19 protein-coding genes are annotated in these 20,912 nt (G+C 59.9%); 4 read left to right on the top strand and 15 right to left on the bottom strand.

The genetic code is table 11. The features are described 5' to 3' along the window. Positions 1-19: 19 nt before the first annotated feature. Positions 20-673: a molybdenum cofactor guanylyltransferase gene (gene mobA, locus NLK60_RS03280; protein WP_254809468.1), complete on the bottom strand. Its 654-nt coding sequence runs from the start codon at positions 671-673 to the stop codon at positions 20-22. Positions 674-834: 161 nt separating this feature from the next. Next, entirely contained in the window at positions 835-2,913 is a 2,079-nt protein-coding gene (gene fdhF, locus NLK60_RS03285; protein ID WP_254809469.1) for a formate dehydrogenase subunit alpha, read from the bottom strand. Positions 2,914-3,078: 165 nt separating this feature from the next. Between fdhF and NLK60_RS03290 the strand changes: the two genes are divergently transcribed. Then, the gene (locus NLK60_RS03290) at positions 3,079-3,678 is read left to right on the top strand and encodes a hypothetical protein (RefSeq protein WP_254809470.1); all 600 of its coding nucleotides are present in this window, start codon (positions 3,079-3,081) and stop codon (positions 3,676-3,678) included. Between the two features lie 27 nt (positions 3,679-3,705). Here NLK60_RS03290 and NLK60_RS03295 read toward each other — a convergent pair whose 3' ends face one another. Continuing rightward, positions 3,706-4,560: a hypothetical protein gene (locus tag NLK60_RS03295; RefSeq protein WP_254809471.1), complete on the bottom strand. Its 855-nt coding sequence runs from the start codon at positions 4,558-4,560 to the stop codon at positions 3,706-3,708. A gap of 383 nt (positions 4,561-4,943) precedes the next feature. Between NLK60_RS03295 and NLK60_RS03300 the strand changes: the two genes are divergently transcribed. Beyond that, positions 4,944-5,960, top strand: a complete 1,017-nt coding sequence (locus NLK60_RS03300) for an NAD-dependent epimerase/dehydratase family protein (protein ID WP_254809472.1) — start codon at positions 4,944-4,946, stop codon at positions 5,958-5,960. Between the two features lie 35 nt (positions 5,961-5,995). On the opposite strand, the gene yqeC is transcribed toward NLK60_RS03300, so the two are convergent. The 8 genes from yqeC to NLK60_RS03340 all read right to left on the bottom strand — a co-directional run bounded on the left by yqeC (position 5,996) and on the right by NLK60_RS03340 (position 15,006). After that, positions 5,996-6,790, bottom strand: a complete 795-nt coding sequence (gene yqeC / locus NLK60_RS03305) for a selenium cofactor biosynthesis protein YqeC (protein WP_254809473.1) — start codon at positions 6,788-6,790, stop codon at positions 5,996-5,998. A gap of 126 nt (positions 6,791-6,916) precedes the next feature. Next, a complete protein-coding gene (locus NLK60_RS03310; protein WP_254809474.1) occupies positions 6,917-7,939 on the bottom strand; it encodes a 3-oxoacyl-ACP synthase in 1,023 nt (340 codons plus the stop codon). Next, complete coding sequence (locus NLK60_RS03315) at positions 7,936-9,573, bottom strand: AMP-binding protein (protein WP_254809475.1); 1,638 nt, start codon at positions 9,571-9,573, stop codon at positions 7,936-7,938. Before NLK60_RS03315 ends, NLK60_RS03310 begins: the two co-directional genes overlap by 4 nt. A 36-nt stretch (positions 9,574-9,609) precedes the next feature. Then, on the bottom strand, positions 9,610-10,965 hold the full coding sequence (locus tag NLK60_RS03320) for a branched-chain amino acid ABC transporter permease (protein WP_254809476.1): 1,356 nt from the start codon (positions 10,963-10,965) through the stop codon (positions 9,610-9,612). Continuing rightward, positions 10,955-12,019, bottom strand: coding sequence for a branched-chain amino acid ABC transporter permease (locus tag NLK60_RS03325; protein WP_254809477.1), 1,065 nt, complete (start codon positions 12,017-12,019; stop codon positions 10,955-10,957). Before NLK60_RS03325 ends, NLK60_RS03320 begins: the two co-directional genes overlap by 11 nt. Then, positions 12,016-12,714: an ABC transporter ATP-binding protein gene (locus NLK60_RS03330; RefSeq protein ID WP_254809478.1), complete on the bottom strand. Its 699-nt coding sequence runs from the start codon at positions 12,712-12,714 to the stop codon at positions 12,016-12,018. The genes NLK60_RS03325 and NLK60_RS03330 overlap by 4 nt, the downstream gene beginning before the upstream one ends. Beyond that, complete coding sequence (locus NLK60_RS03335; RefSeq protein ID WP_254809479.1) at positions 12,714-13,574, bottom strand: ABC transporter ATP-binding protein; 861 nt, start codon at positions 13,572-13,574, stop codon at positions 12,714-12,716. Before NLK60_RS03335 ends, NLK60_RS03330 begins: the two co-directional genes overlap by 1 nt. A gap of 4 nt (positions 13,575-13,578) precedes the next feature. Continuing rightward, entirely contained in the window at positions 13,579-15,006 is a 1,428-nt protein-coding gene (locus tag NLK60_RS03340) for an ABC transporter substrate-binding protein (RefSeq protein WP_254809480.1), read from the bottom strand. A 290-nt stretch (positions 15,007-15,296) separates the two neighbouring features. On the opposite strand from NLK60_RS03340, the gene NLK60_RS03345 reads away from it, so the two are divergent. Further along, positions 15,297-15,959: an HAD family hydrolase gene (locus NLK60_RS03345; protein WP_254809481.1), complete on the top strand. Its 663-nt coding sequence runs from the start codon at positions 15,297-15,299 to the stop codon at positions 15,957-15,959. 1 nt (position 15,960) lies between these two features. On the opposite strand, the gene NLK60_RS03350 is transcribed toward NLK60_RS03345, so the two are convergent. Further along, the gene (locus tag NLK60_RS03350) at positions 15,961-16,692 is read right to left on the bottom strand and encodes a GNAT family N-acetyltransferase (RefSeq protein ID WP_254809482.1); all 732 of its coding nucleotides are present in this window, start codon (positions 16,690-16,692) and stop codon (positions 15,961-15,963) included. 231 nt (positions 16,693-16,923) lie between these two features. Here NLK60_RS03350 and NLK60_RS03355 point away from each other — a divergent pair, with 231 nt between their 5' ends. Beyond that, positions 16,924-17,355, top strand: coding sequence for a hypothetical protein (locus NLK60_RS03355; protein ID WP_254809483.1), 432 nt, complete (start codon positions 16,924-16,926; stop codon positions 17,353-17,355). Between the two features lie 11 nt (positions 17,356-17,366). On the opposite strand, the gene NLK60_RS03360 is transcribed toward NLK60_RS03355, so the two are convergent. Genes NLK60_RS03360 through NLK60_RS03370 form a run of 3 tightly spaced genes read right to left on the bottom strand, consistent with a single transcriptional unit; the run spans position 17,367 to position 20,912 of the window. Then, complete coding sequence (locus tag NLK60_RS03360) at positions 17,367-17,810, bottom strand: DUF8055 family protein (protein ID WP_254809484.1); 444 nt, start codon at positions 17,808-17,810, stop codon at positions 17,367-17,369. 2 nt (positions 17,811-17,812) lie between these two features. Next, positions 17,813-19,510 carry an FAD-dependent oxidoreductase gene (locus NLK60_RS03365; protein ID WP_254809485.1) on the bottom strand — a complete coding sequence of 566 codons (1,698 nt, stop codon included), beginning with the start codon at positions 19,508-19,510 and terminating at the stop codon, positions 17,813-17,815. After that, positions 19,503-20,912: an electron transfer flavoprotein subunit alpha/FixB family protein gene (locus NLK60_RS03370; RefSeq protein WP_254809486.1), complete on the bottom strand. Its 1,410-nt coding sequence runs from the start codon at positions 20,910-20,912 to the stop codon at positions 19,503-19,505. The genes NLK60_RS03365 and NLK60_RS03370 overlap by 8 nt, the downstream gene beginning before the upstream one ends.

Consider the following 20,912-nt stretch of genomic DNA (forward strand, 5'->3'; position numbering starts at 1 on the left):
GGTGTGTCTCGTGGCGCGGTCACTCACTCGTTAGCCGTCGTTCGGCCTCGAGTAACGCCTCTTTCGTATCAATGCTCTCGAAGGCAGTTCCAACCGGCGTTTCGAGGTCGCTTTCTTCGACGACGATACAGTCGATGGCCTCGAGCGCTCGAACGATCCGTTTATCGTCGCTCTCGAGCACGGCGCTACAGGCAGTGGCCATAGGTTGGGCCCGATAGACGGCATGGGTCGGCTGATACCAGCCATCCTCGAGGCGGACGACCGCGCCGTTATGACCGGCCGCACGCGCGGCCAACTCCTCGAGAAGCGCTGGCGAACAAAATGGCATATCACAGGCCACTACGGCCGCATACTCGTTCGAGACCGCCTCGAGGCCCGTCTTGATGCCACCGACAGGTCCCTGGTCCGGAACCGGGTCAAACGCGAACTCGATGGTCACGGTGGGATCTCCTGACAGCGACTCGAGTGCAGATTCGATTGGCGACTGTTGTTCAGCCCGACAGTTCACCACGATCGTATCGACACTCACAGACAGACGCTCGACGACGCGTCGGATCATCGGCTTGCCCGCGAGGTCGGCGACGGCTTTGTCGTCCTCACCGAACCGAGTGGCGTAGCCGCCAGCGAGGATTACGGCCGAAAACGAGGGGTGGTCTCTGGAAGTAGGCGTCATACCTTCGGTATATTGCTACTACCTCGGGGCCACGTATGAGGGCTCTGACTCGAGCGATCCAGCCTCGAGCGGATCAGGCTCGACCGCCTCAGTGTTGTCGTCTCTTCGACGTTTGCGACGGAATGGGGGAGGAAGACAGGTGCACAATGACCCTGGTCCGATCAGTCGTCAGCCGATGCTTCGGAGCCGACGGGTTCGACCTCGGCAGCGGCCGCTTTGTACTCCGGAATCTTCGCCAGCGGGTCCAACACGTCGTTCGTGAGCGTGTTCGCTCGAGCGTCAGAGAAGTGTGGCGTCGTCCAGACCACGCCCTCTTTGATGTCTTCGGTGACGTGTGCCTCGAGGACGATTTCACCGCGCCGGGAGCGAAGCGTGACGTAATCCTCGTCCTCGATGCCACGTTTTTCCGCGTCTGCTGGATGAATGTCGACGAAGTTATCGGGCGTTTTCCGTCTGAGTGTCGGCGAGCGGGTACTCATCGTGCCCGTGTTGTAGTGTTCCTCGAGTCGGGCCGTCGTCAACACGAGCGGGAACTCGTCGTCAGGTACTTCTTTTGGGTCCTGGTGACGAACGCCGCGAATCACGCCCAGTCCGTCCTCGGTGTCGAACGTCTCCTCGTAGAGGTACTGGTCGCCTTCGTCGCCTTCCTCGTAGCACGGCCACTGGATTCCCTCGAAGCCGATGCTCTCGTAGGTCATCCCGTGATAGATCGGGCAGACCTCCCGAAGCTCTTCGAAGACGGCTTCCGGGCCATCGAAGTCGAAGCCGTCGCCGAACAATCTGGTCCCGACTTCACAGAGAATATCCAGATCGTGACGGGTGTTTCCGGGGACATCCGTCACTTTGCGCATACGCTGGACGCGTCGGTCCGTGTTCGTCACCGTCCCGCCGCGTTCGGCCCACGACGTTGCCGGGAGCACCACGTCTGCGAACTCGGCCGTTTCGGTCATGAAGATGTCCTGTACGACGAGGAATTCGAGGTCCTTCATCCGGTTTTCGACCTCGAGGGCGTCCGGTTCGCTCATTACCGGGTTCTCACCCATGACGTAGAGTCCGTGAATAGCGTCGCCGATGGCGTTCGAGACTTCGACGTTCGTCAGGCCCGGTTCGGGCGGGATGTCGAAGCCCCACACGTCCTCGACTGATTCGCGGGCTTCGTCGTCGTCGACTTCCAGGTAGCCGGGCAAGACGTTCGGCATCGCCCCGACGTCACAGGTTCCCTGCACGTTGTTCTGCCCGCGCAGCGGATTGACGCCCGTTCCCGGTCGGCCGAGGTTCCCCGTGAGCAGCGCGAGGTTGACCTCGTTCTGAACGTTGTCCACACCACAGGCGTGCTGGCTCATGCCCATTCCGGTGAAAATAGCCGCGTTGTCAGCTTCGGCGTAGATCCGCGCAGCCTCCTGAATATCCTTCAGCGGGACGCCACACCGTTCGGCTGCTTCCTCAACGTCGAAGCCCTCGAGCGTCGCCTCGAGATGGTCGAAGCCCCTCGTCCGTTCCTGGATAAACGCCTCGTCGTACAGTTCTTCGTCGATGATGGTCTTCAACACGACGTTGAGCAAGGGAATGTCGGTCCCTGGCTCGAGTTGGAGGTGGATGTCGGCGTCACGCGTCGTCTTGTTCGCGTGTGGGTCGACCTGAATAAGGGTCGCGCCGTCTCTCGTCGCCTGCCGAAAGTAGTTGCTGTGGGCGATGACGTGCTGTTCGGCCGGATTTGCCCCCTGCACCCAGTAAACCTCGCCGTGGTCCTCGAGGTCGACCATGCTGTTGGTCATCGCTCCCGCACCCAGGCTCTGGCGGAGCGTGTAGACGGTCGAGGCGTGACACATTCGCGTGCAGTTGTCGACGTTGTTCGTCCCGTACCGTCGGGCGAGTTTCTGTAACAGGTAGTTCTCCTCGTTCATCACCTTCGAGGAGGCGAAAAAGCCGGTCGCATCGGGACCGTACGTTTCGGCGAGTCGCTCGAGTTCGTCGACGATTACCGTCAACGCCTCGTCCCAGGTAGCGGTTCGGAACTCGCCGTCGTCGTCCCTGATCAGCGGCTCGGTGAGCCGATCTTCGTGGTTGACGACCTGCGGAGAGGCGCCGCCTTTGATGCACAGCGCGCCCTCGTTGACCGGAGCGTCGAACCACGGCTGAAGCGACACGTCGCCGTCTTCTTCACCCGGTTTGAGTTTGAGACCACAGCCGACCCCACAGTAGGGGCAGATGGTGTGCACGCCGTCGTCCTCGGTTGCCATATGGATACTTGCTACCAAGAACCATTTGAGTCTTTGGCCGAAACTGGCAGCTAGCCAATAGTCTACTGCCATCGCTTCCCCGTGATTACCGATTCTGGATGGCGAGTACTGGATTGCCACCGAACTGAGCCACGTTTTTGCCCCTCGCCCCATTCAACCCATCCAATGACAGCGCTCACCACGGCCGAACTCGAGGATGCCGTCATCGAATACGAACGGCAAGAACCGTTCGCGACCGTCGAAGCCGAACGCCTCGAGTCGATGCCGGAGGCGTTTGCGGACGGTTCGTACAACTGGAAGGACGTGGAGTGGGTTGTCCGCTGGTTTGGAAGACGTCGACGCACGAGTGCCGTCCATCCAGCTGAGGAAGCCTTTCGGACGAACGACTGGGGCGACGTCCAAGACGCGATTGGGGCGACACTCGAGGCGATGGAGCACACCGATGACGCTGAGCGGATCCCACCCCCACAAACTGAAATCGAGCAGGCGCTAGAGGCGCTGGCCGATCTCGAGGGGTTCGACGTGCCGGTCGCGTCGGCGCTGCTGTTTTATGCCGATCCGGATCGGTATCTCGTGGTCGATGATCGCCTGTGGGAAGCGCTGGTGAGCGCTGGCGCCCTCGAGGCGGTCTCGAGCACTCCAGACCCGTTCGATGCCGTGTCGTATCATCAATACCTCGAGGCCTGTCACGAACTCCGTACGGAACACGATATCACCATGGTTGGTCTGTACCGGGCATTGTGGCGAATATCTGGGTCCGAATAACAGGCGACAACTGCAGCGCTCGGGCAGTCACCATTTTGGACTTCGGATCTTGTAGAATACCGAAACTATCACCACCAGGTAGATGACGAAGCCGCCGATAAATCCCCAGGTCAATGGATTGGTCACGTCAAAATCGTTCCACGCGAGACCGGCACCAAGGAGCACTAACCCAAACCCGATCACTTGTGTCTGCACGACGATTTGAACAGCACTCAACCGAGACTCGAACGCAACAGCGAGGTTAACCACGCCGAATAACGCGAACCATCCCAACAGAATACGTGCGGTCAACGGGGAAACGTCCCAGGGCCAGTAGGCTATCAACACACTCGGGAAGAAAAACAGGACAATCGCTGTCCCGGTAATGAGGAGACCGGTTAGCCCGCTCAACTGTCGGACGATTTTGGGCAGCGATGGATCCTTTCGGTTTTGTACGCGTGGATCGGTTCGCCTGTTGAGGAGCCAGATTGCCGGCACCAGAAACGGGGCCACTACGTAGATGAATACCCAAATCCAGAACGTCACGTGGTCGTGATTGAAGTTCTCCCAGTGAAGGAGCGTAGCGAGGAGCATAAACCAGGTGAAAACTGAGATGCCGGGAAAGATGAGGGCTACTTCGTGCCAGTGATTGTGGGTTGCGACTCGGTAGAAAAAGTACGCACCCACCCCATACCCAGCCCCCATCAGAATCGGCGTCATGTCCGGCCTGATGGTCCACGCGAAGAGTTCGGTTGTTCGGTCTGGAAACCCATAGAGTATGACCGCCGCAACGGCAAGTACTGGGACGAGAATCCGACCGACCCATCGAGTAACGGGAAGGACTTGATCCTCTCGAGTCAAAGCCTGTTCATCAATGCCGAGAAATCTTCTCAGTTGGCTCATTCGTCCTGGTCCTTACTGGTATCACCCGGACGGTGATACCGCTTTTCGACAGTCGATTTCGCTTCTTCTATCGTAACAGTTACAGCAAGCAGTACGTGGCCTTCAAGTAGTGCTAGCTCGCACTGGTTATGTCCGCTGCTAACAATTAACAGATCCATGAGATTCCAATGCTATGGTATGATATAATCGTTTCTGTGATTTGGATCAGTTCACCAAACACCTCTGTACTGTTTAGAGAATCTATGGACGGAAGGCCGTCAAAAAGCCGCTATCGCATCGGGGCCGGCTGGTTCTACAAAAAAGCAGGCTAACTGCCCCGAATCGGTTCACAATAGGTTCGGTCCTCTGAAACCTATTTGTGGGTTGGTGACATATGACATTCGATGAGATACTTTGTCACGGGTTCGACCGGGTTAATTGGCTCACACGTCGTAACCAAACTCCTCGAACATGGTCACGAGGTTGTTGCGCTGACCCGCTCGAGGGCAAATGCGGATCACCTCCCGGAAGGGGCCACAGTGGTGGAAGGAGACATCACCGAGAAAGAAAGTATGCGGAATTCGATGAAGGGTGTGGACGGAGTGTTTCATATCGCCGCGTGGTTTTATGTCGGGCCCGGGCCTGGCAATGTCGAAAAGGCCGAACAGATCAACGTAACGGGAACCCGAAATGTGCTCGAATTGATGGACGAACTGGCCATCCAAAAGGGAGTTTACACCAGTACGATAGGTGTGTATCCCCTCCGAGAGTTAGAATATATCGATGAAACGATTGCGCCGAGGTGCCCGGAATCGGCCGTGTATTACCGGACGAAATGGGAGGCTCATTACGAGGTCGCTAAACCCATGATCGACGACGGGCTTTCGCTCGTCGTCGTGCAACCGGGCATCGTCTACGGTCCGGGAGACAAGGTGTACGGGTCGATTCGGGGCCTGTTTCGGGGCTATCTCCAAGGTGAGATTCCGATGATACCGCGCGTCCACTACGCACCCTGGGACCACGTCGGAGATATCGCAGACGGGCACGTACGCGCAATGGAGCAGGGTACCCCCGGAGAAACGTACATCATTTCAGGACCATCGAGAGAGATTGTCGACGTACTCCGGTGTGCCGAAAACATAACCGGAATTCCGGTCCCCCGAATCGTCTCACCGAAGGTGATTGGAGGGGTCGCCAAACTAATGGGTGCAGTAGAACGATTCGTTACGCCTCCCGAGGGCTTAGAAGCTGAAACCCTCAGGTTTCTCGCCGGCCCGCAATGGCCAGTCGATAACAGCAAAGCAACCGAAGAACTTGGCATCGTACACAGACCGCTCGAGAATGGACTGCGTGACTACCTGGAGTGGGAGATGGATCAGCTTGGAATCCAGGGAGAGGGGCTAGCCGTAGCGCAGCGTTAACCATCAGTTTCTCCAGCAATGGTGGACCGATTGTCTCACTCGAGAACGTCGACCAGCGGGTCCTGTTCGATCATACTCGTGAGGACGACTTTTTCGATTCGGTCGTCACCACCGTCATCGAGCACGAGTCGGCCAATCTCGCGAGCGACCTCGAGGTCGGCTTCGTCGTCGACCATGTTGATAACGGGGATGGGAGTCGCCGATGGAGGAATCCCCTTCATCCCACCGTCGCTGTGAGTCAACACGGTCGCGATGTCCGCTGGCTCGAGGACGTCGCCCACCGAACGACCAGTGAGCGCGGCGACCCGTTCCGGGCGGTGAACGACGTCGGCCTCGAGCGAACGGCCAACCGCGTGACAGCTCGCAATCGCGAGGACGGTATCCGCCGACCGCGGGAGTTGTGGTTCGCGGTCGTTCGGCGCTTTCAACAGCCGCGTTCTGGCTCCATCGGCTTTCACTAGGACCTGATCGATACCGTCGAGAGCCGCGATACGGTCCACGGTTTCCGGATCGTAGCCACGATATCTGTCGGTCCCATCGCGTTCAGGAACGACGCCGAGCGGCCAGAATTCTTCCGAACCGCTGTCCTCCCGCTGAATCACCTGCTCGAGCGTCCTAACGGGATCCGAAACGACGTCGACCTTCGCTACCTGCTCGTCGAAAATTGGAATCCGAACGGTTGCCGTCAGGACGCACCGCTCGAGGCGACCGGCCAGTTCGTACAGAGTAGATTTCTTTCCCCCAGCGCCGACGACACAGACGACGCCTGTGCCGGCCTCGAGTGTGTGTACGAGACCGTTCGACCGAGAAGTGTCCGACGAGTCTGCCATAGCAGGGTCTTCTGGCTCTGTCCCTAAAAATACGCGCAACGGAGTGGCATACGATTTACCGTCATCTCTTATCCACGATGCCGCCATGAAATCCCGATCACCAATACAAAGATACAGGAAACCGTATCAGCCCTGCCAGGTCAACACCGTAGCGGCCCAGGTGTAGCCCGTTCCCGCAGCGAGGAAACACACCAGGTCACCTGCCTCGAGCAACCCGTCCTCGAGTGCGTCCCCGAGTGCGAGAATCTGGTCGGCGCTCTGGACGTGGCCGTAGGTGTCGAGATAGACACCGTCGGTCTCGTGATCGAGTCCGAGTTCGTCGAACACTACCTCGTGGAACGAGCGTTTCATGTGGGTAACCGCGACGAAATCGAGGTCGGCCCGTTCGTAGCCGGAGCGCTCGAGGGCAGTATCGGCCACGGTCAGATAGTTCGGCAAAGAAACCGGTGCGAGGCGTTCTTTCATCCCGTCCGGGTCGGGAACGTCGAGACGGTGGCGGTCAGCCGCGACGGTCTCGGAGGATGGTGGCTCGAGTGAACCGCCCGCTGGCATGACGACGTCGTGTGCGAACGAGCCATCCGTGAGGGCTGCGCTTTCGTGAACGATGGCTCGAGAACGGCTTCCGGGGTCTGCCTCGAGAACCATCGCACTGGCTCCAGAGCCGAAGTTGAACATGAACGACGACCGCTCGTTTTCGTAGTCGATCAGGTCCTCTTCACGACTTGCAGCGACCAGCAACGCCGTGTCGACGTGGTCGACCTGGAGTTGCGCACGGGCCTGTCGAATCGCAATCGGCGCGCTGGCACAGAGTGTGTGACTTTCCGTGGCGAACGCGCTCTCGGCCCCTAATTGCTCCGTAATGTTTGCGGCAGCCGACCAGACGACGTGATCTTTGTACTCGCTGCCGTGATAGAGGACCATGTCGATATCCGTCGGTGAGCGATCGGCCATCTCGAGGGCGTCTTGGGCAGCGGCGACACACATATCCGTAACGTGATCTTCAGCTGGCGGACAGACGTGTTTCCGACGAACGCCCATCTTATCGACGACCACTGATTCAGGAATACCGCTTTCGGCGGCGATCTCACTCCCCGATAGCGTTTTGTCGGGGAGGTACCGACCGAAACCGGTGAGGCCAACGGTCGTCATCGCCCCCCACCCTCGCTGTTATCGGTACCCTCTCCCGCTCGTCCCACCGCCTCTTCAGCCGACGGACCGTACTGGTCCTCGAGTGTGCCCCGGTCGAGTTTACCCGCTCCGCTGCGTGGCACGGCCTCGACCACCTGAATCTCGTGTGGCACCTGGAAATCCGCGAGTGTGTCACGGGCAAACGCCTCGAGCGTCGATGAATTCTCGAGTGAACCGGTCACGATAGCTTTCGGAACGGTTCCCCAACGGTCGTGTGGGATTCCGACGACGCCAACCGAATCGACCGCTGGATGGTCCTCGAGGGCGGCTTCAATCTCCTCGGGATAGACGTTCTCTCCGCCGCTGACGAACATATTGTCGGTTCGCCCGGTAATCGTGTAATCTCCGGCGTCGTCCCGTCTGGCCAGGTCACCCGTCGACACCCACTCGCCCGTAAACGTGCCGTCCTCGGTCTCGAGGTACCCTGCCGCAGTCATCGGGCCACGAACCTCGAGTTCGCCGATTTCGTTTGCCCCGAGCACCGTGACATCGTCGTCGACGACCCGTGCCTCGCAGTCGGGGAACGGTCGCCCGACACTCGAGATGGACTTCTCCAGGCCGACCGTTCGCTCGGGGTCGAGGTACAGGTTGTTCGGCCCGCCTTCGGTGAGGCCGTATCCCTGTGAAAATCGCTGACCACGGTCGCGATAGGCGTCCATGACCGCCTCACTGGTCGGACCACCGCCGCTCATGAACCAGTCGACGCTCGAGAAGTCGGTGGCCCCGAAGTCGGGGTGGTCGGCCATCGCTCGAAAGATGGCGGCGACGCCAAAAGCGTGGGTTGCCCCGTACCGCTCGATAGTGTCGAGTGCGAAACCTGGCTCGAACTCGCGGTGAAGGACCACCTGCCCGCCGACGTACAGCGTCGGGACCGTCAGGAGGTTCCAGCCACCGGTGTGAAAGAGGGGCAAGAACACGGGCGAAACATCGGTTTTGCCCAACCCCCAGGCAGCCAGTTCGGTGATGCAGTTCCACTCGAGTTGCCGGTACGGACAGACGACGACTTTCGGCACGCCGGTCGTGCCGCCGGTGTGCAGATACAACACCGGTCGGTCCGGATCCCGTGGAACGGTGTCGACGGTACGGGCGTCCAGGTCGACGTCATCGGCGACACTCTCAGCGGAAGCGTCCGCGACCGACAGGTCGAAGAAACGCTCGAGGGTCCGATAGGTCGTCTTCTCGTCGGCAGTTTCGCCCCCCGTCGATTCCTCGGTACCGGTTTCGAGCAGTGCCTCGAACTGTGGTTCATACAGTGTGAGGGCCGGGTCGATTCGTTCGTGGAGGGTGCACACCGATTCGGCTGACAGCCGATACGAGATCGGTGCGACGATAGCGCCACGGTCGACGGCGGCGAAAAACAGGATCAGGAGTTCGACCCGGTTTCGAGCGAGTACCGCGATCACATCGCCCTCGCCGACCGCATTGGCTGCGAGCCGACGATTACAGGCTCGAGTCGCTGCGGCGAGGTCGCCGTAGGTGTACTGGTCGTCACTCGCCCGGTCGCCAGCCGCCTCGGGGCCGGGGGCCATCCCCCGGTCGACGACGGCGACCCGCGAGCCATACTGTGCTGATCGGTCGTGAATTGAAAGTGTCATGAACTCAGTCAAATCGCAGCCCTGCCCCGATCCGAGCTAGCGCCGATACCGCTCGAGGTGGGCAGGGAGACATTTCGCAACGGTGCCGCCGAGTCGATCACGGACCGACCCGAGCAAGCCGTTGGGGACGAACAGCACGAACAACACGAACACGATACCGAGATACAACGGCGCGCGTCCGTCGATGAGCGTATTGATCAACTCGAGGAACGTCAACCCTGCAACATCCACACTCAACAGGCCCTCCGGGAGGGTTTCGCGGAGGTACGGGGCGAGACCGCCCTGTTGTGAAGAGAGGATGTCCTCGAGCCACTCGAAGAGGAACGAGCCGAATAGCGGCCCAGCCAGCGTTCCGATACCACCGATGATGGTCACGATCAGCGCGTCGGCAGTCACGAGGAAGTAGAACGTGCTGTCCGGTGACGCGCTGCCGGTGTAGGCGGCGAACAACGCACCGGCGATGGCAGCGAAGAAGGCGCTCATGGCGAACGCGCCCATCTTGTACCAGAACACGTTGTAGCCGACCGCTTCTGCGCGCTCTTCGTTCTCGCGGATGGCGATCATCACGCGGCCGAACGGCGAGTGGATGATTCGCTGCATCGCGAAATAACAGATGACGACGATGACCCCGATAGCGTAGTAGGACGTGAGCGTTGCCGAGATGTCGATGCCGGTACCCAGGACGTTGTTGAAGCTGTCACCCGACAGTCGACCGAGTCCAACCGAGAGCGAGTCGACGAACGGCACGCCGATTTCGGGAGTTGGGCCCGCGTGGTTTGGCCCCTCGAGTGGGTTCGAACCGACGTATCCCCAGTTTCGGATCAGTTCGTAAAGCACCTGTGCGAACCCGAGGGTCAACATGGCGAAGTAGACGCCCGTCAGCCGGAACGAAACGGCGCCGATGGCGAGGGCGGCGATAATCGCGATAACGCCGCCAAGTACCATCGTCAGCATGAACGGTGTACCGCCCGGCACTCCCGGAATTTGGCCATTAGCGGCCAGTACGATGGTGTAAGCACCGATGCCGTAGAAGGCCGCATGGCCGAACGACAGGTAGCCGGTGTAGCCGCTGATGAAGTCGAAGCTCATCGCAAACAAGCCCAGGAACAACATCCCGATGAGGAACGTCGTCGCCGGCAAGAAGGCGTTGAAGAACGCGCCGGGATCGACGGTCCCAACACCGATATCGAGTGCCGGAAGTCCAGTCAAGACGCTGTAGAGAGGTGGATAGACGATGAAGAAGCCGATGACGAGCACGTGAGCGAGATGATCGTGCACGTAGCCTCGAGCCCAGTGTGTCGACTCGGCTTCGTCGGCGTCAGTGGCGTCGCTCGCGGCGGGCTTCTCGTCCGTTGCCTGCGCCAGATCGCTATCAGGGGAGCTAATGGCCACCCACCTCCTCGACGCCGTAAAGGCCCTGTGGGCGCACGATCAGTGCGATCACGAGCAACAGGAAGATGGTGACCTCCGGGAGTCCCGAGAAGTCGATGATGCCTCGAGCGAACACCCAGGTGGTAAACGAGTCGGCCATTCCGACGATGATCGCCGCCACGAGTGTGCCTTTGAACGAGCCGAGGCCACCGATCACGACGACGACGAACGCGTACAACAAGACGTCGAGGTTGAGCATCACACTGGGTCCCTCCGTGGGATCCCACATGAGGAAGACGCCCCCGACTGCAGCTAATCCGATTCCGAGGCCGAAGACGACGGTGAACGCCTTCCGAACGTCGATCCCGAGGGCTTCGACCATCTCCGGATCCTCGCTGCCCGCTCGGATGTACAGGCCGTAGAGCGTTTTCGTGAGGAACGCCCAGACGATAGCCGCCAGTATCGCACCGGCGACGATGGCGAACAGATAGAAGCCCCTGATTCGGGCACCGAAGAGGTTCAGCAGAATCTCCGATGGCGTCCCGAGGACCGTCGGAATGGTCGCCTGCGCAGCAGCCCACGTGGGCTCCGGCTGGATACCACGGGCAGATGCGATTATCCGCGCGAGTTCCTCGAGGATCAAGCCGACACCGAAAGTCAGCAGAATCTGGTACATCGGCGTGCGGTCGTAGATTGGTCGAACCAGACCGATCTCGAGGGCAGCGCCGACGGCAGTCAATAGGGCGAAGATGACGGCGACGACCACGACGAAAAACGCGATTCGTGTAAACGTTCCCGACCCGGACGAGAGGCCGACTACCATCAGGATGCCACCGAGATACGCGCCGACCATCGCGAACGCGCCGTGGGCGAAGTTGAGGATGCCCATCAGCCCGAAGACGAGGGTCAATCCGATGGCGATAATGAAGTAGATGGCCGCCTTGCCGAGTCCTTCGATAAAGATACGAGCCAACGTATCGGGTCGGAAGAAACTGCGAACCCCGTCAGTAAACAGGGGTGTGAGTGTATCGCTTGCGAACAGTACCTCGAGCGCTGGGGTAAGTGACCCAATCATGCAGAGAGATACCTCCGAATGCGTTCGTCATCAGCGGTAACGCCTTCCGTCGAGCCAGACTCGACGACCGTGCCGTGATCGAGCAGATAGAACCGGTCCGCGAGGTCCATCGCGAGCGGGAAGTTCTGTTCGACCAGGACCATCGTCGTCTCGGTCGAGGCTTCACGGAGTACCTCTACGACCTGTTCGACGATCAGTGGAGCCAGCCCCTCACTCGGTTCGTCGACGAGCAATAGATCGTTGTCACCGACCATACCGCGAGCGATGGCGAGCATCTGCTGTTGGCCGCCGCTCAAATTTCGCGCTTCTTTCTCCCGAAATCGCTCGAGGTCCGGAAACAGTTCGAACATCTCGTCTCGAAGGCGTTCGAAGTCATCCTCCGGCGGCACCGCGACGCGGATGTTCTCCTCGACGGTGAGATAGCCGAACATTCGTCGTTCTTCGGGAACCCAGCCGATTCCGTTCGTAGCCACTTCGTGTGTCGGCCGTCCAGTCACGTCGACACCATCGTATCGAACGATCCCCTCTCGAGGCGGCGTCAACTGCATGATCGTTCGAAGGGTCGTCGTCTTCCCGACGCCATTGCGGCCGATGAGCGCGACGACTTCGTTCTCCTCGACGTGAAGGTCGACACCCTGTAAGATGTGGCTCTCGCCGTAGTAGGTGTGAACGCCCTCGAGTTCGAGCAACGCCATCAAGCACTCACCCCGGTTGCGGCGTCGTCACCGTCGGTGGTCTCTTCGGTACCATCGTAGCCGCCGAGATACGCACGCTGGACGGCTTCGCTATTTCTGACGGTTTCGGGGTCGCCATCGGCGATCAACTCGCCGCGGTTCAACACGGCGATCCGGTCACTGATCCCCATCACCACATCCATGTTGTGTTCGATCAACATCACGGCGTGATCGGCCGCGACGTCTTCGATGATGTCGGTGACCTGTCCGACGTCCTCGCTCGAGACGCCGGCCGTCGGTTCGTCGAGCAAAAGCACGTCCGGATTGCCTGCAAGCGCAATACCGATCTCGAGGTTGCGTTTTTCGCCGTGACTGAGGTTCTGTGCGGTTCGGTCGGCGTACTCGGTCAGGCCGATTCGGTCGAGAATCGCTTCCGCCTCTGTGTAGTGATCATCGAACGCGTTGACGTTGCGCCAGAACTGCCAGGAGTCGCTCCCCCGGTGTGCCTGGACCGCTACGCGAACGTTCTCGAGGACGGACACCGTCGGGAAAATGTTGGTGATCTGGTACGAACGGTGGAGTCCCATCAGTGCTGTCTCGTGTGGTTGTGCGTCCGTTATATCGATTCGACCGTCCTGTCTCCCATCCCTGACGGTGTCGCCATCCGCGTCCCCAACACCACCATTCCCGGTCGGCGCAAACTCGATCGAACCCGCCGTCGGCTCGAGTACCCCGGTCAACAGGTTGAAAAACGTCGTCTTCCCCGCACCGTTCGGCCCGATGACCGAACAGAGTTCGCCCCGCTCGAGGCTGAAGTCGACGCTATCGACGGCGGTCACGCCGCCAAACCGTTTCGTCAAATTCGACGTCCAGAGTACCATGAGATCAGTTGAGCGAGCAGCTAGCCTCGTCTGCTGGCACCATGACCTCCTCGGGTTCGAACGTCTCGATGGGTTCGCCGGGCATCACCGACGCGTCCCAGTACTCGGCAACATCGTCGTCGGTCGGGACAGGCCAGGCGACGGTCATGGCCGACGCAGCCTGGTTGTTGTGTTCCTGGAAGGTGTAGGCGTTCTCGCCTTTCGGCGTATCGATGACCGTCATCCCCCGCATCGCCTGGGCGATGTCGCCGCCGTCGACCGAACCGGTCTCGTCGATGGCCTGGACGAGCGCCGACCCGCCGACGAACGTCCCGGCACTGAACAGGTCCGGCATCAGCCCGTACGTCTCAGTGTGCATGTCGATGAAGGCGTCGTTGATCGAGTTGTCGTACTGGTTCCAGTGATAGCGGGTCGTGAACGGACCCAGTCCGGCATCCTGGATATCTTCGGCCGTAAAGCCTTCGCCGAGTGTGGCCTCGACGGTCTGGCCGGTGACCTGTGTCGTCACCAGTTCGGCAAAGCCACCGAACGCCTGGATCTCGTCGTAGGCCATCGCCGTCGGGAGGAACTCCGGCAACGTGATGAAAGTGAACCCACCGACCACGCCGTCTGCACCCTGATCGATAGCCTCGTCGAACAGCCCTTCGAACTCGCTGTAACCGGGTTCGACGAACCGTGGGTCCAGGACTTCCACACCCTGTCCTTCCAGGACTTCGCGGTAATTGTTCGCGACACCCTCACCGAACGCCCCTTCTGCAGCGAAGATGGCGACAGTCGAGACGTCCCCCTGCTCGGCGACGTATCGACCACCCGCTCGGGCGTCCATCGCGGTGTGCTCACTAGCACGGAACAGCAACTCGTGACAGTGGTCGGATGACACCGTGATGTCGGCGTCTGCCGCTGGCCCTGCGATGTAGGGGATCCCGGCATCGTCGAGAATGTTCGCCGAAATGCGGCGCGCCGAATCGGAACTCGAGGCCCCGAACAGGACGTCGACATCCTCGTCGACAACCAGATCCTCGGCCACCTGCTGGGCCGTATCCGGGGTGAAAACGGTATCCTGGACGATGAACTCGAAGGTCGGCCCGTCGTCCGGGTCGAGCGTATACGTCCCGGTTGTCATCTCCTCGATCGGGTCGAGGTCGTACTTGTAGGCGATTCCCGAGTAAAAGCCCATCAGGCTGATCTGTCCGTAGTACTCGAGGTCGCCTGAAACGGGTTGCATCGCCCCGATTCTGATCGTCTCATCAGCAACGTCCTCGCTCCCGTCGCCCCCGTTTCCGGTGCCATCATCGCCGTTCCCATCGTCAGCACCGTTCCCACTGTCGTCGCCGTTCTCGTCTGCGATACACCCTGCCAGTCCAGCCGTCCCGAGCGCTGCCAGTGTTCCCGTCCGTCGGAGCACCGTACGCCGGTTGGTATCTCGTGGCATACTAATTCTCTAGATGGACTAGGGGTCCTAAACGCCGAAGGTTGGTATACAAACCTCGAGGGTTGGGTGACTACCGTTGGGGAGGACACAGCAGGTGGTTTCGCTCGACGAATTCGGTTACTATCCTCCATTCGTGTCCACCATACCGCTCGAGAGACGGCCTGAACCCACTTACAGAGATGCTACTATAGGAAAAACACCGACTTCAGTTCTGGGGAAAATCACGAGTGGTGGTCTGGCAAGGCCACAGAATCGTAACCCTCATATACTATATTTACAATTGACAGAAGGTGACAGAATACGATATCGCGCTCTTCGACAGTGATGGCGTTCTGGTCGACCCACCTGCTTACGAGACCCAGGTCGAAGCCACAGTGAAAGCCTTCGAAGCAGTGGGCGTTACAACAGTGGACCAGCGACATATTGACGACATCGTGAACGGCACTACTGTTGGCCGGCTCCAGGAAATCTGTAGCGTATACGATATCGATCCAGAGACGTTCTGGGAAGCTCGAGAACGTCACGACGAACTATCCCAGTTCGAGAAATTCGAAGCCGGTTCTCGGGATCTATATGACGACGTAGCGGCTATCACAGCCCTTCCGCATCCCTGTGGAGTCGTTAGCAACAATCACCACAGTACAATCGCCTACGTTCTGGAGCATTTCGAGCTAGCTCCGCTGTTCGAGGTCTATTATGGACGGGAAAAAACGATCGAAAGTCTCGACCTGAAAAAGCCGAACACGCATTACCTCGAGAAAGCCCTCGCGGACCTCGAGGGAGAATCTGCACTGTACATTGGTGATAGCGAGAGCGATGTGATCGCGGCCCACCGCGCAGGGATGGATTCGGTTTTCGTCAGAAGACCCCATAGCACAGACGTGGCACTCTCAGCGACACCGACCTACGAGGTAGAGAGTCTCCATGCCATCACGGACATCGTGAATAGCTGACTCAGAGTTTGAGTGCCATCATCACTTCGTCGACGTACTCGCCGTTGAGTTTGTAGTGATCCGCCCGGACCGCTTCGATCTCCCAGCCGTGGGTCTCGAGGAAGTCGATTGCCTCTTCGTTCGTGGAGGGAACGCTGTTGTAGACCTTTTCGTATCCGTTCGAACCGGACCACTCGAGGCCACGCGAGAGCAGGTGCGAGCCGATGCCGTGTTCTCGGTACTCCTCGATGACGCCGACGGTCAACTGCGCGGTGTGACTGAGTTTGTCCAGTTCCTGCCCGTGGATGTGGACCCAGCCGACGACTTCGTCGTTGACCGTCGCGACGAAGAACATCCGGGCCTCGAGTTCGTTGTACCGCAACAGTGCGTCCTGATGGTCGACCTCGTCGGCGACGGACTCGGCGACGATGTAGGTCTTCTCCTCGGCGACCTGTCGAATCGCGCCGACGATACCCGCCAGATCTTCCTGTCTGGCCGGCCGAATGTGGAACTCGAGGTCGTCGCTTTGGTACTCTTCCTCAGCACCCGCATCGATCGTTACCCGGAGCGTTCCGTCCCGGTCGTCGAGACGGCCGTCCCGTTTGAGGATGGCGACGTGGTGTCTGAATCCACCGGGGTCGATCTGTAATCTGCGTCTGACTTCGTCCGGATCGACTGCCCCGTGGCGCTCGACGTGTTCGTAAATGCGTTTGCGGTCCTCGTGCCCAAACTCGATTTCCTCGGCGAATGCCATGCCATGCTATCTCTCACCAAAGTACTTAATGATTGTTCAGGCACCAGGTCTTCGAACAGCGACTCGAGGAGAATGCCGACGAATAGCGACTCGAGTGTAGCCTCCCGTTATAACAGACCAATCAGTACAGGCTTGGGCCTTTGCCTCGAGCGACGAAGCCACACAGATACCGAACGCGCCCTTCGACGGATTGATAATGCCGTCATCGAATCCAGAAACGTACACTCCGATATGATCGAGCTCACACCCGACCGACTGCTTGCCGTCGTCATTTTGCTCCCTTCGGTGGCGGTCGGGTTGGTGCTCCACGAGTGGTTGCACGCACTTGTGCTTCGACTCGTCGGTATCGAGTACACCATCGTCTTCGGCGGCGAGCGAACACCCGGCGTCCTCTCCGGAATGCTCAGTCATCCCTGGGCTGTCGTCCACCCCGAACCGACGGGCGAGGAACCTGCCTGGCACCTTCGAGTCGCTGCAATGAGCCCGCTCCTCCTGGCACTCCCCACACTTACCGTCGCGACCGACTTCGTCATTGTACCCGCCCATCCTGCAGTGACAGCGATACTGTTGGCCACTCTCGCGTGTGCTATTCCATCACCACAGGATTTCTCCGTCGCGTTTTACGCACACAGCGTGCTCGAGGATTTCACCTCACCAGAGTGAAAACGTGCAAATCACTCACTCGAGCGTTCGGGCACGCCGGTCAACAATACCCCCACGTCGTGGATATTGTGTGTCTTGAGCAGGAGTTCGGCCACTTCACGGACGGTAAACTCGGCCTCGAGGTCGACGCCGTGGCAGGCAGCATAGCACTCGAACCAGAGGTTCATCGCCCGCTCGAGCGCCGCCATCTCTGCCGCCGAAAAGCGACTCAGGTCACCACCACTGCGTCCCTCGACGTACACCCAGACGGCCGGGCCAACACCGTGTCTGAGGTACTCGAGTCCGCAATCGTTGTCAGATTCATCTTCCTCATCCGTTTGGACGCCCTCTGGCACAGAGACACCCGTCGGCACCGCCTCGCCGGACGGACAGTCATGTGACGACTGCTCGAGGGCTTCCCGGTCCCGTTCGGCACGCCGCTCGAGGGCAGCAATCTGTGGCCCGTACTCGCTCATTGCTAGCCCTGTTTGTACTCGACGCCTTTCTCACCGCGCGGGTGTGTCCACTCGGTATCGGCGACAATAGCACACGTCCCACATTCGACACAGGGTTGTGTGTCGAGACTCACCAGTTTCTCCTCGCTCCCGTTGGTCTTGACCGTCTCAGCCCGGTAACAGCCGCCACCGAAGTCTTCAGCACTGACCGGACAGGCGTAGACGGCGGCCCCGCTGGCCTCGAACGATTCGTCCTGCAACAGGATGTGTGGATTGCCGACGTCCGTGTTGTACGTCAGATCACCGATGCGTTCCTCGAGCGATGGTGGCTCGATTTCGTTCTCCCAGTGGACGGTCCGGCCGTGTTTTTCGCCGATGAGCGACGGTAACGTCGTGTACGCCATCGACGTATCCGGAAGCATTCCCACGAGGAACGGGGAGTTGTACGCTTTGGGCAACAACCGTTTCGCAATCGGATTGCCGACGGCGATCGAGCCGACGGGCGAGTTCAACACGCCTTCGACTGCTTTGGTGACCAGATCGTGTTCGCCGACGGTGCTCGTGAGTTCGTAGCGGCGTGGCCGCAGTTTGCCCATAGTGCCCGACTGCTCGAGCATCGTGGTGTACCGACGACCGGCGGCCTCGGGGTCAGCGTTGCCCCGAGTGAGTGCGTAAGCGTCAGCGGCCAGCGCACCGGCGGTGACAGCGTGATTCATTCCCTTGATGATCGGTCCCTGAGCTTGCATCTGGCCGCCAGCGTCGCCGACGAGGACGAGGTTGTCGGCGTAGGGTTCGCGGTGAGCCACCTTCTTCGAGTCGGGAACCAGTTTGGCCGAGTACTCGAGTTCGTTGTACTCGCCGTCGAACCACTGTGCCAACAGGGGGTGGGTCAACAACGCATCGAGCAGTTCGTGCGGTTCGGCCTCTTCGGCGACGAGGCTATCGAGGTGGAAAACGGTCCCAATCGAGAGGGTGTCTTCGTTCGTATAGAGGAAGCCACCGCCCCGGACATCCTCGAACAGATCGCCCGAGAACAGGTGCGCGACACCTTCGCCCTCCTCGATGGAAAACCGATCGTTGATGACGTCGGCGTCCATGTCGACGACGGCTTTGACGCCCTGGAACCACTCGTCCGGTTCGTCCCAGTCCATCAGATCCGCGGCGCGCGCTAACTCGGAGTTGACGCCATCGGCGGCGACGATGTAGTCGGCCCTGATCGGGTCGAGTTCGTCACAGGTCACGCCGACGATCTCTCCGTTCTCCCGGAGCAAGCCGTTGACGCGTACGCCGGTCAGAACCCCGCCGCCGGTCTCACTCGTTTTCTCGTGGACACGTTGTTCGAGCCAACTGTCCATCGTCCGGCGCAAGACCGCGTCACACCAGTCCGTGTCGTGTTCGTGCAGGTCGGTCAGGTCGTAGGTCGTGACCTGCCGACCGTCGATATTGTGGATGTGATAGTCGGTGACCGGCCGTTCTGCCGCTTCCTCCCGGAAGTCGGGGAACAGGTCGTCGATCGTGTACGGTGCCGAATCCTCCGCGTAAATCAATCCGCCCGAAACGTTCTTCGACCCGGCCTCGACGCCGCGCTCGAGGACGAGCGTCTCGATACCGTGTTCGGCCAGGCGAGCCGCGGCGGCAGCCCCACCTGGGCCACAGCCGACGACGACCGCTTCGTAGTGTTCGTAGTCCTCGCTGCCACCATCGGTTCGTGTTTCACTCATCGGGTTCACCTCCATCAGCTACGGCCTCAACCGTCAGTTCGCCGGATTTCACCGCGTCGGTGAGCATCGGGAGCACGTCGAAGAGATCACCCTCGATGAAGTAATCGCTGAAATCACGAATCGTCGCATCGGGGTCTGTGTTGATCGAGACGATCGTCTCCGACTCGTCGACGCCGACTTTGTGCTGGACCGCTCCGGAGACCCCCGCTGCGATGTACAGCGGCGGTTCTACCTCCTGGCCGGTTTCTCCGATCTGGCGTTCTTCTTTCGAGTACTGCTCGACGTGCCCGTCGAACTGGTACGACGAGGTAACGATCCCGCGGGTGATACCAAGGGCAGCGTCGTCGAAGGCATCGACCAGTTCGAGTCCAAGTTCCATGCCAAGCGTCGGATCATCACCGATGCCACGACCCAGACAGACGACGACCTCGTGTCCAGTCAGGTCGACGCCCGCTTCGAGCGTATCGTGGGATTCGATGTCGACGCTAAACCACTCGTCCTCGAGTTCCATGTCGTGTTCGACGACGAGTCCCTCCCGGTCGTAATCGGGTTCGGGAACGTCGAACGCGCCGGGGATAACCGAGGCACCCTGTGGGTGAAAATCCCGGTCGGGGTTGTCCAGACAGAGGATCGTCGAGTACTCGAACCCCGAGAAGTCCGGTCGCTTCATGTGCAAGGTGCGTTCGAACGTCTTTTTCACCCCTGGCTCGCCTGTTTTGACTGGGTTCGAAACTTCCTCCGGCTGAATAAACAGATCAGAGCAGTCAGATGCGAGGCCGGAATCGAGTTCGGCCTGCACGAGTGCCGAGAGATCACGGCCGTTGTTCGTCGCCGGGAACAACGTGTATCGTGGTTCGTCGTACGACCGCCAGTCAGTGCTTTCGGTCGTCCCCTGCCCGCGAGCCATGTGGGCCGAAATTTCGGTGTAGGGCTTGTGCAAGAAGCGCTCGAGTCGGTCGTCATCGTGATAGACGGCGACGTCCGCTCCGTAGGCGATACACTCCTCAGCGAGGTCTGCACAGCCGTCACCTATCAGGAAGGCCACGACATCCTCTTCGTCGCCGAAATCCTCGGCATACCCGTCCATCAGCTCACGGGCCTTCCCGAGCATCTCCTTCGAGACGTCGAGCAGTTCGCCGTGTTGTGTCTCACAGAACACCCACATGTCGGCGTAGTCTCCACCGACCAGGGCTCGAACGTGCTTTTTGTCTCGAGTTGGCTCGTCATCGCTACTGTCAGCGTCGAGTGTATCCAATCGCTCCTCGAGAGCTTCCAGGGCGGTCTTTCGCTCCGCTCCCGAGCGCTCTGTCTCGAGCGCTTCACGTACTTCCTCGACGTCGTCGATTCCGTCCAGTTCCTCTCGCAGTTCGTCAACCGTGTAGTCGTCCGGGTCGAGTGTCAT

This window comes from Natronosalvus amylolyticus, assembly GCF_024298845.1.
In the GTDB taxonomy this organism is placed as follows: Archaea; Halobacteriota; Halobacteria; order Halobacteriales; family Natrialbaceae; genus Natronosalvus; species Natronosalvus amylolyticus.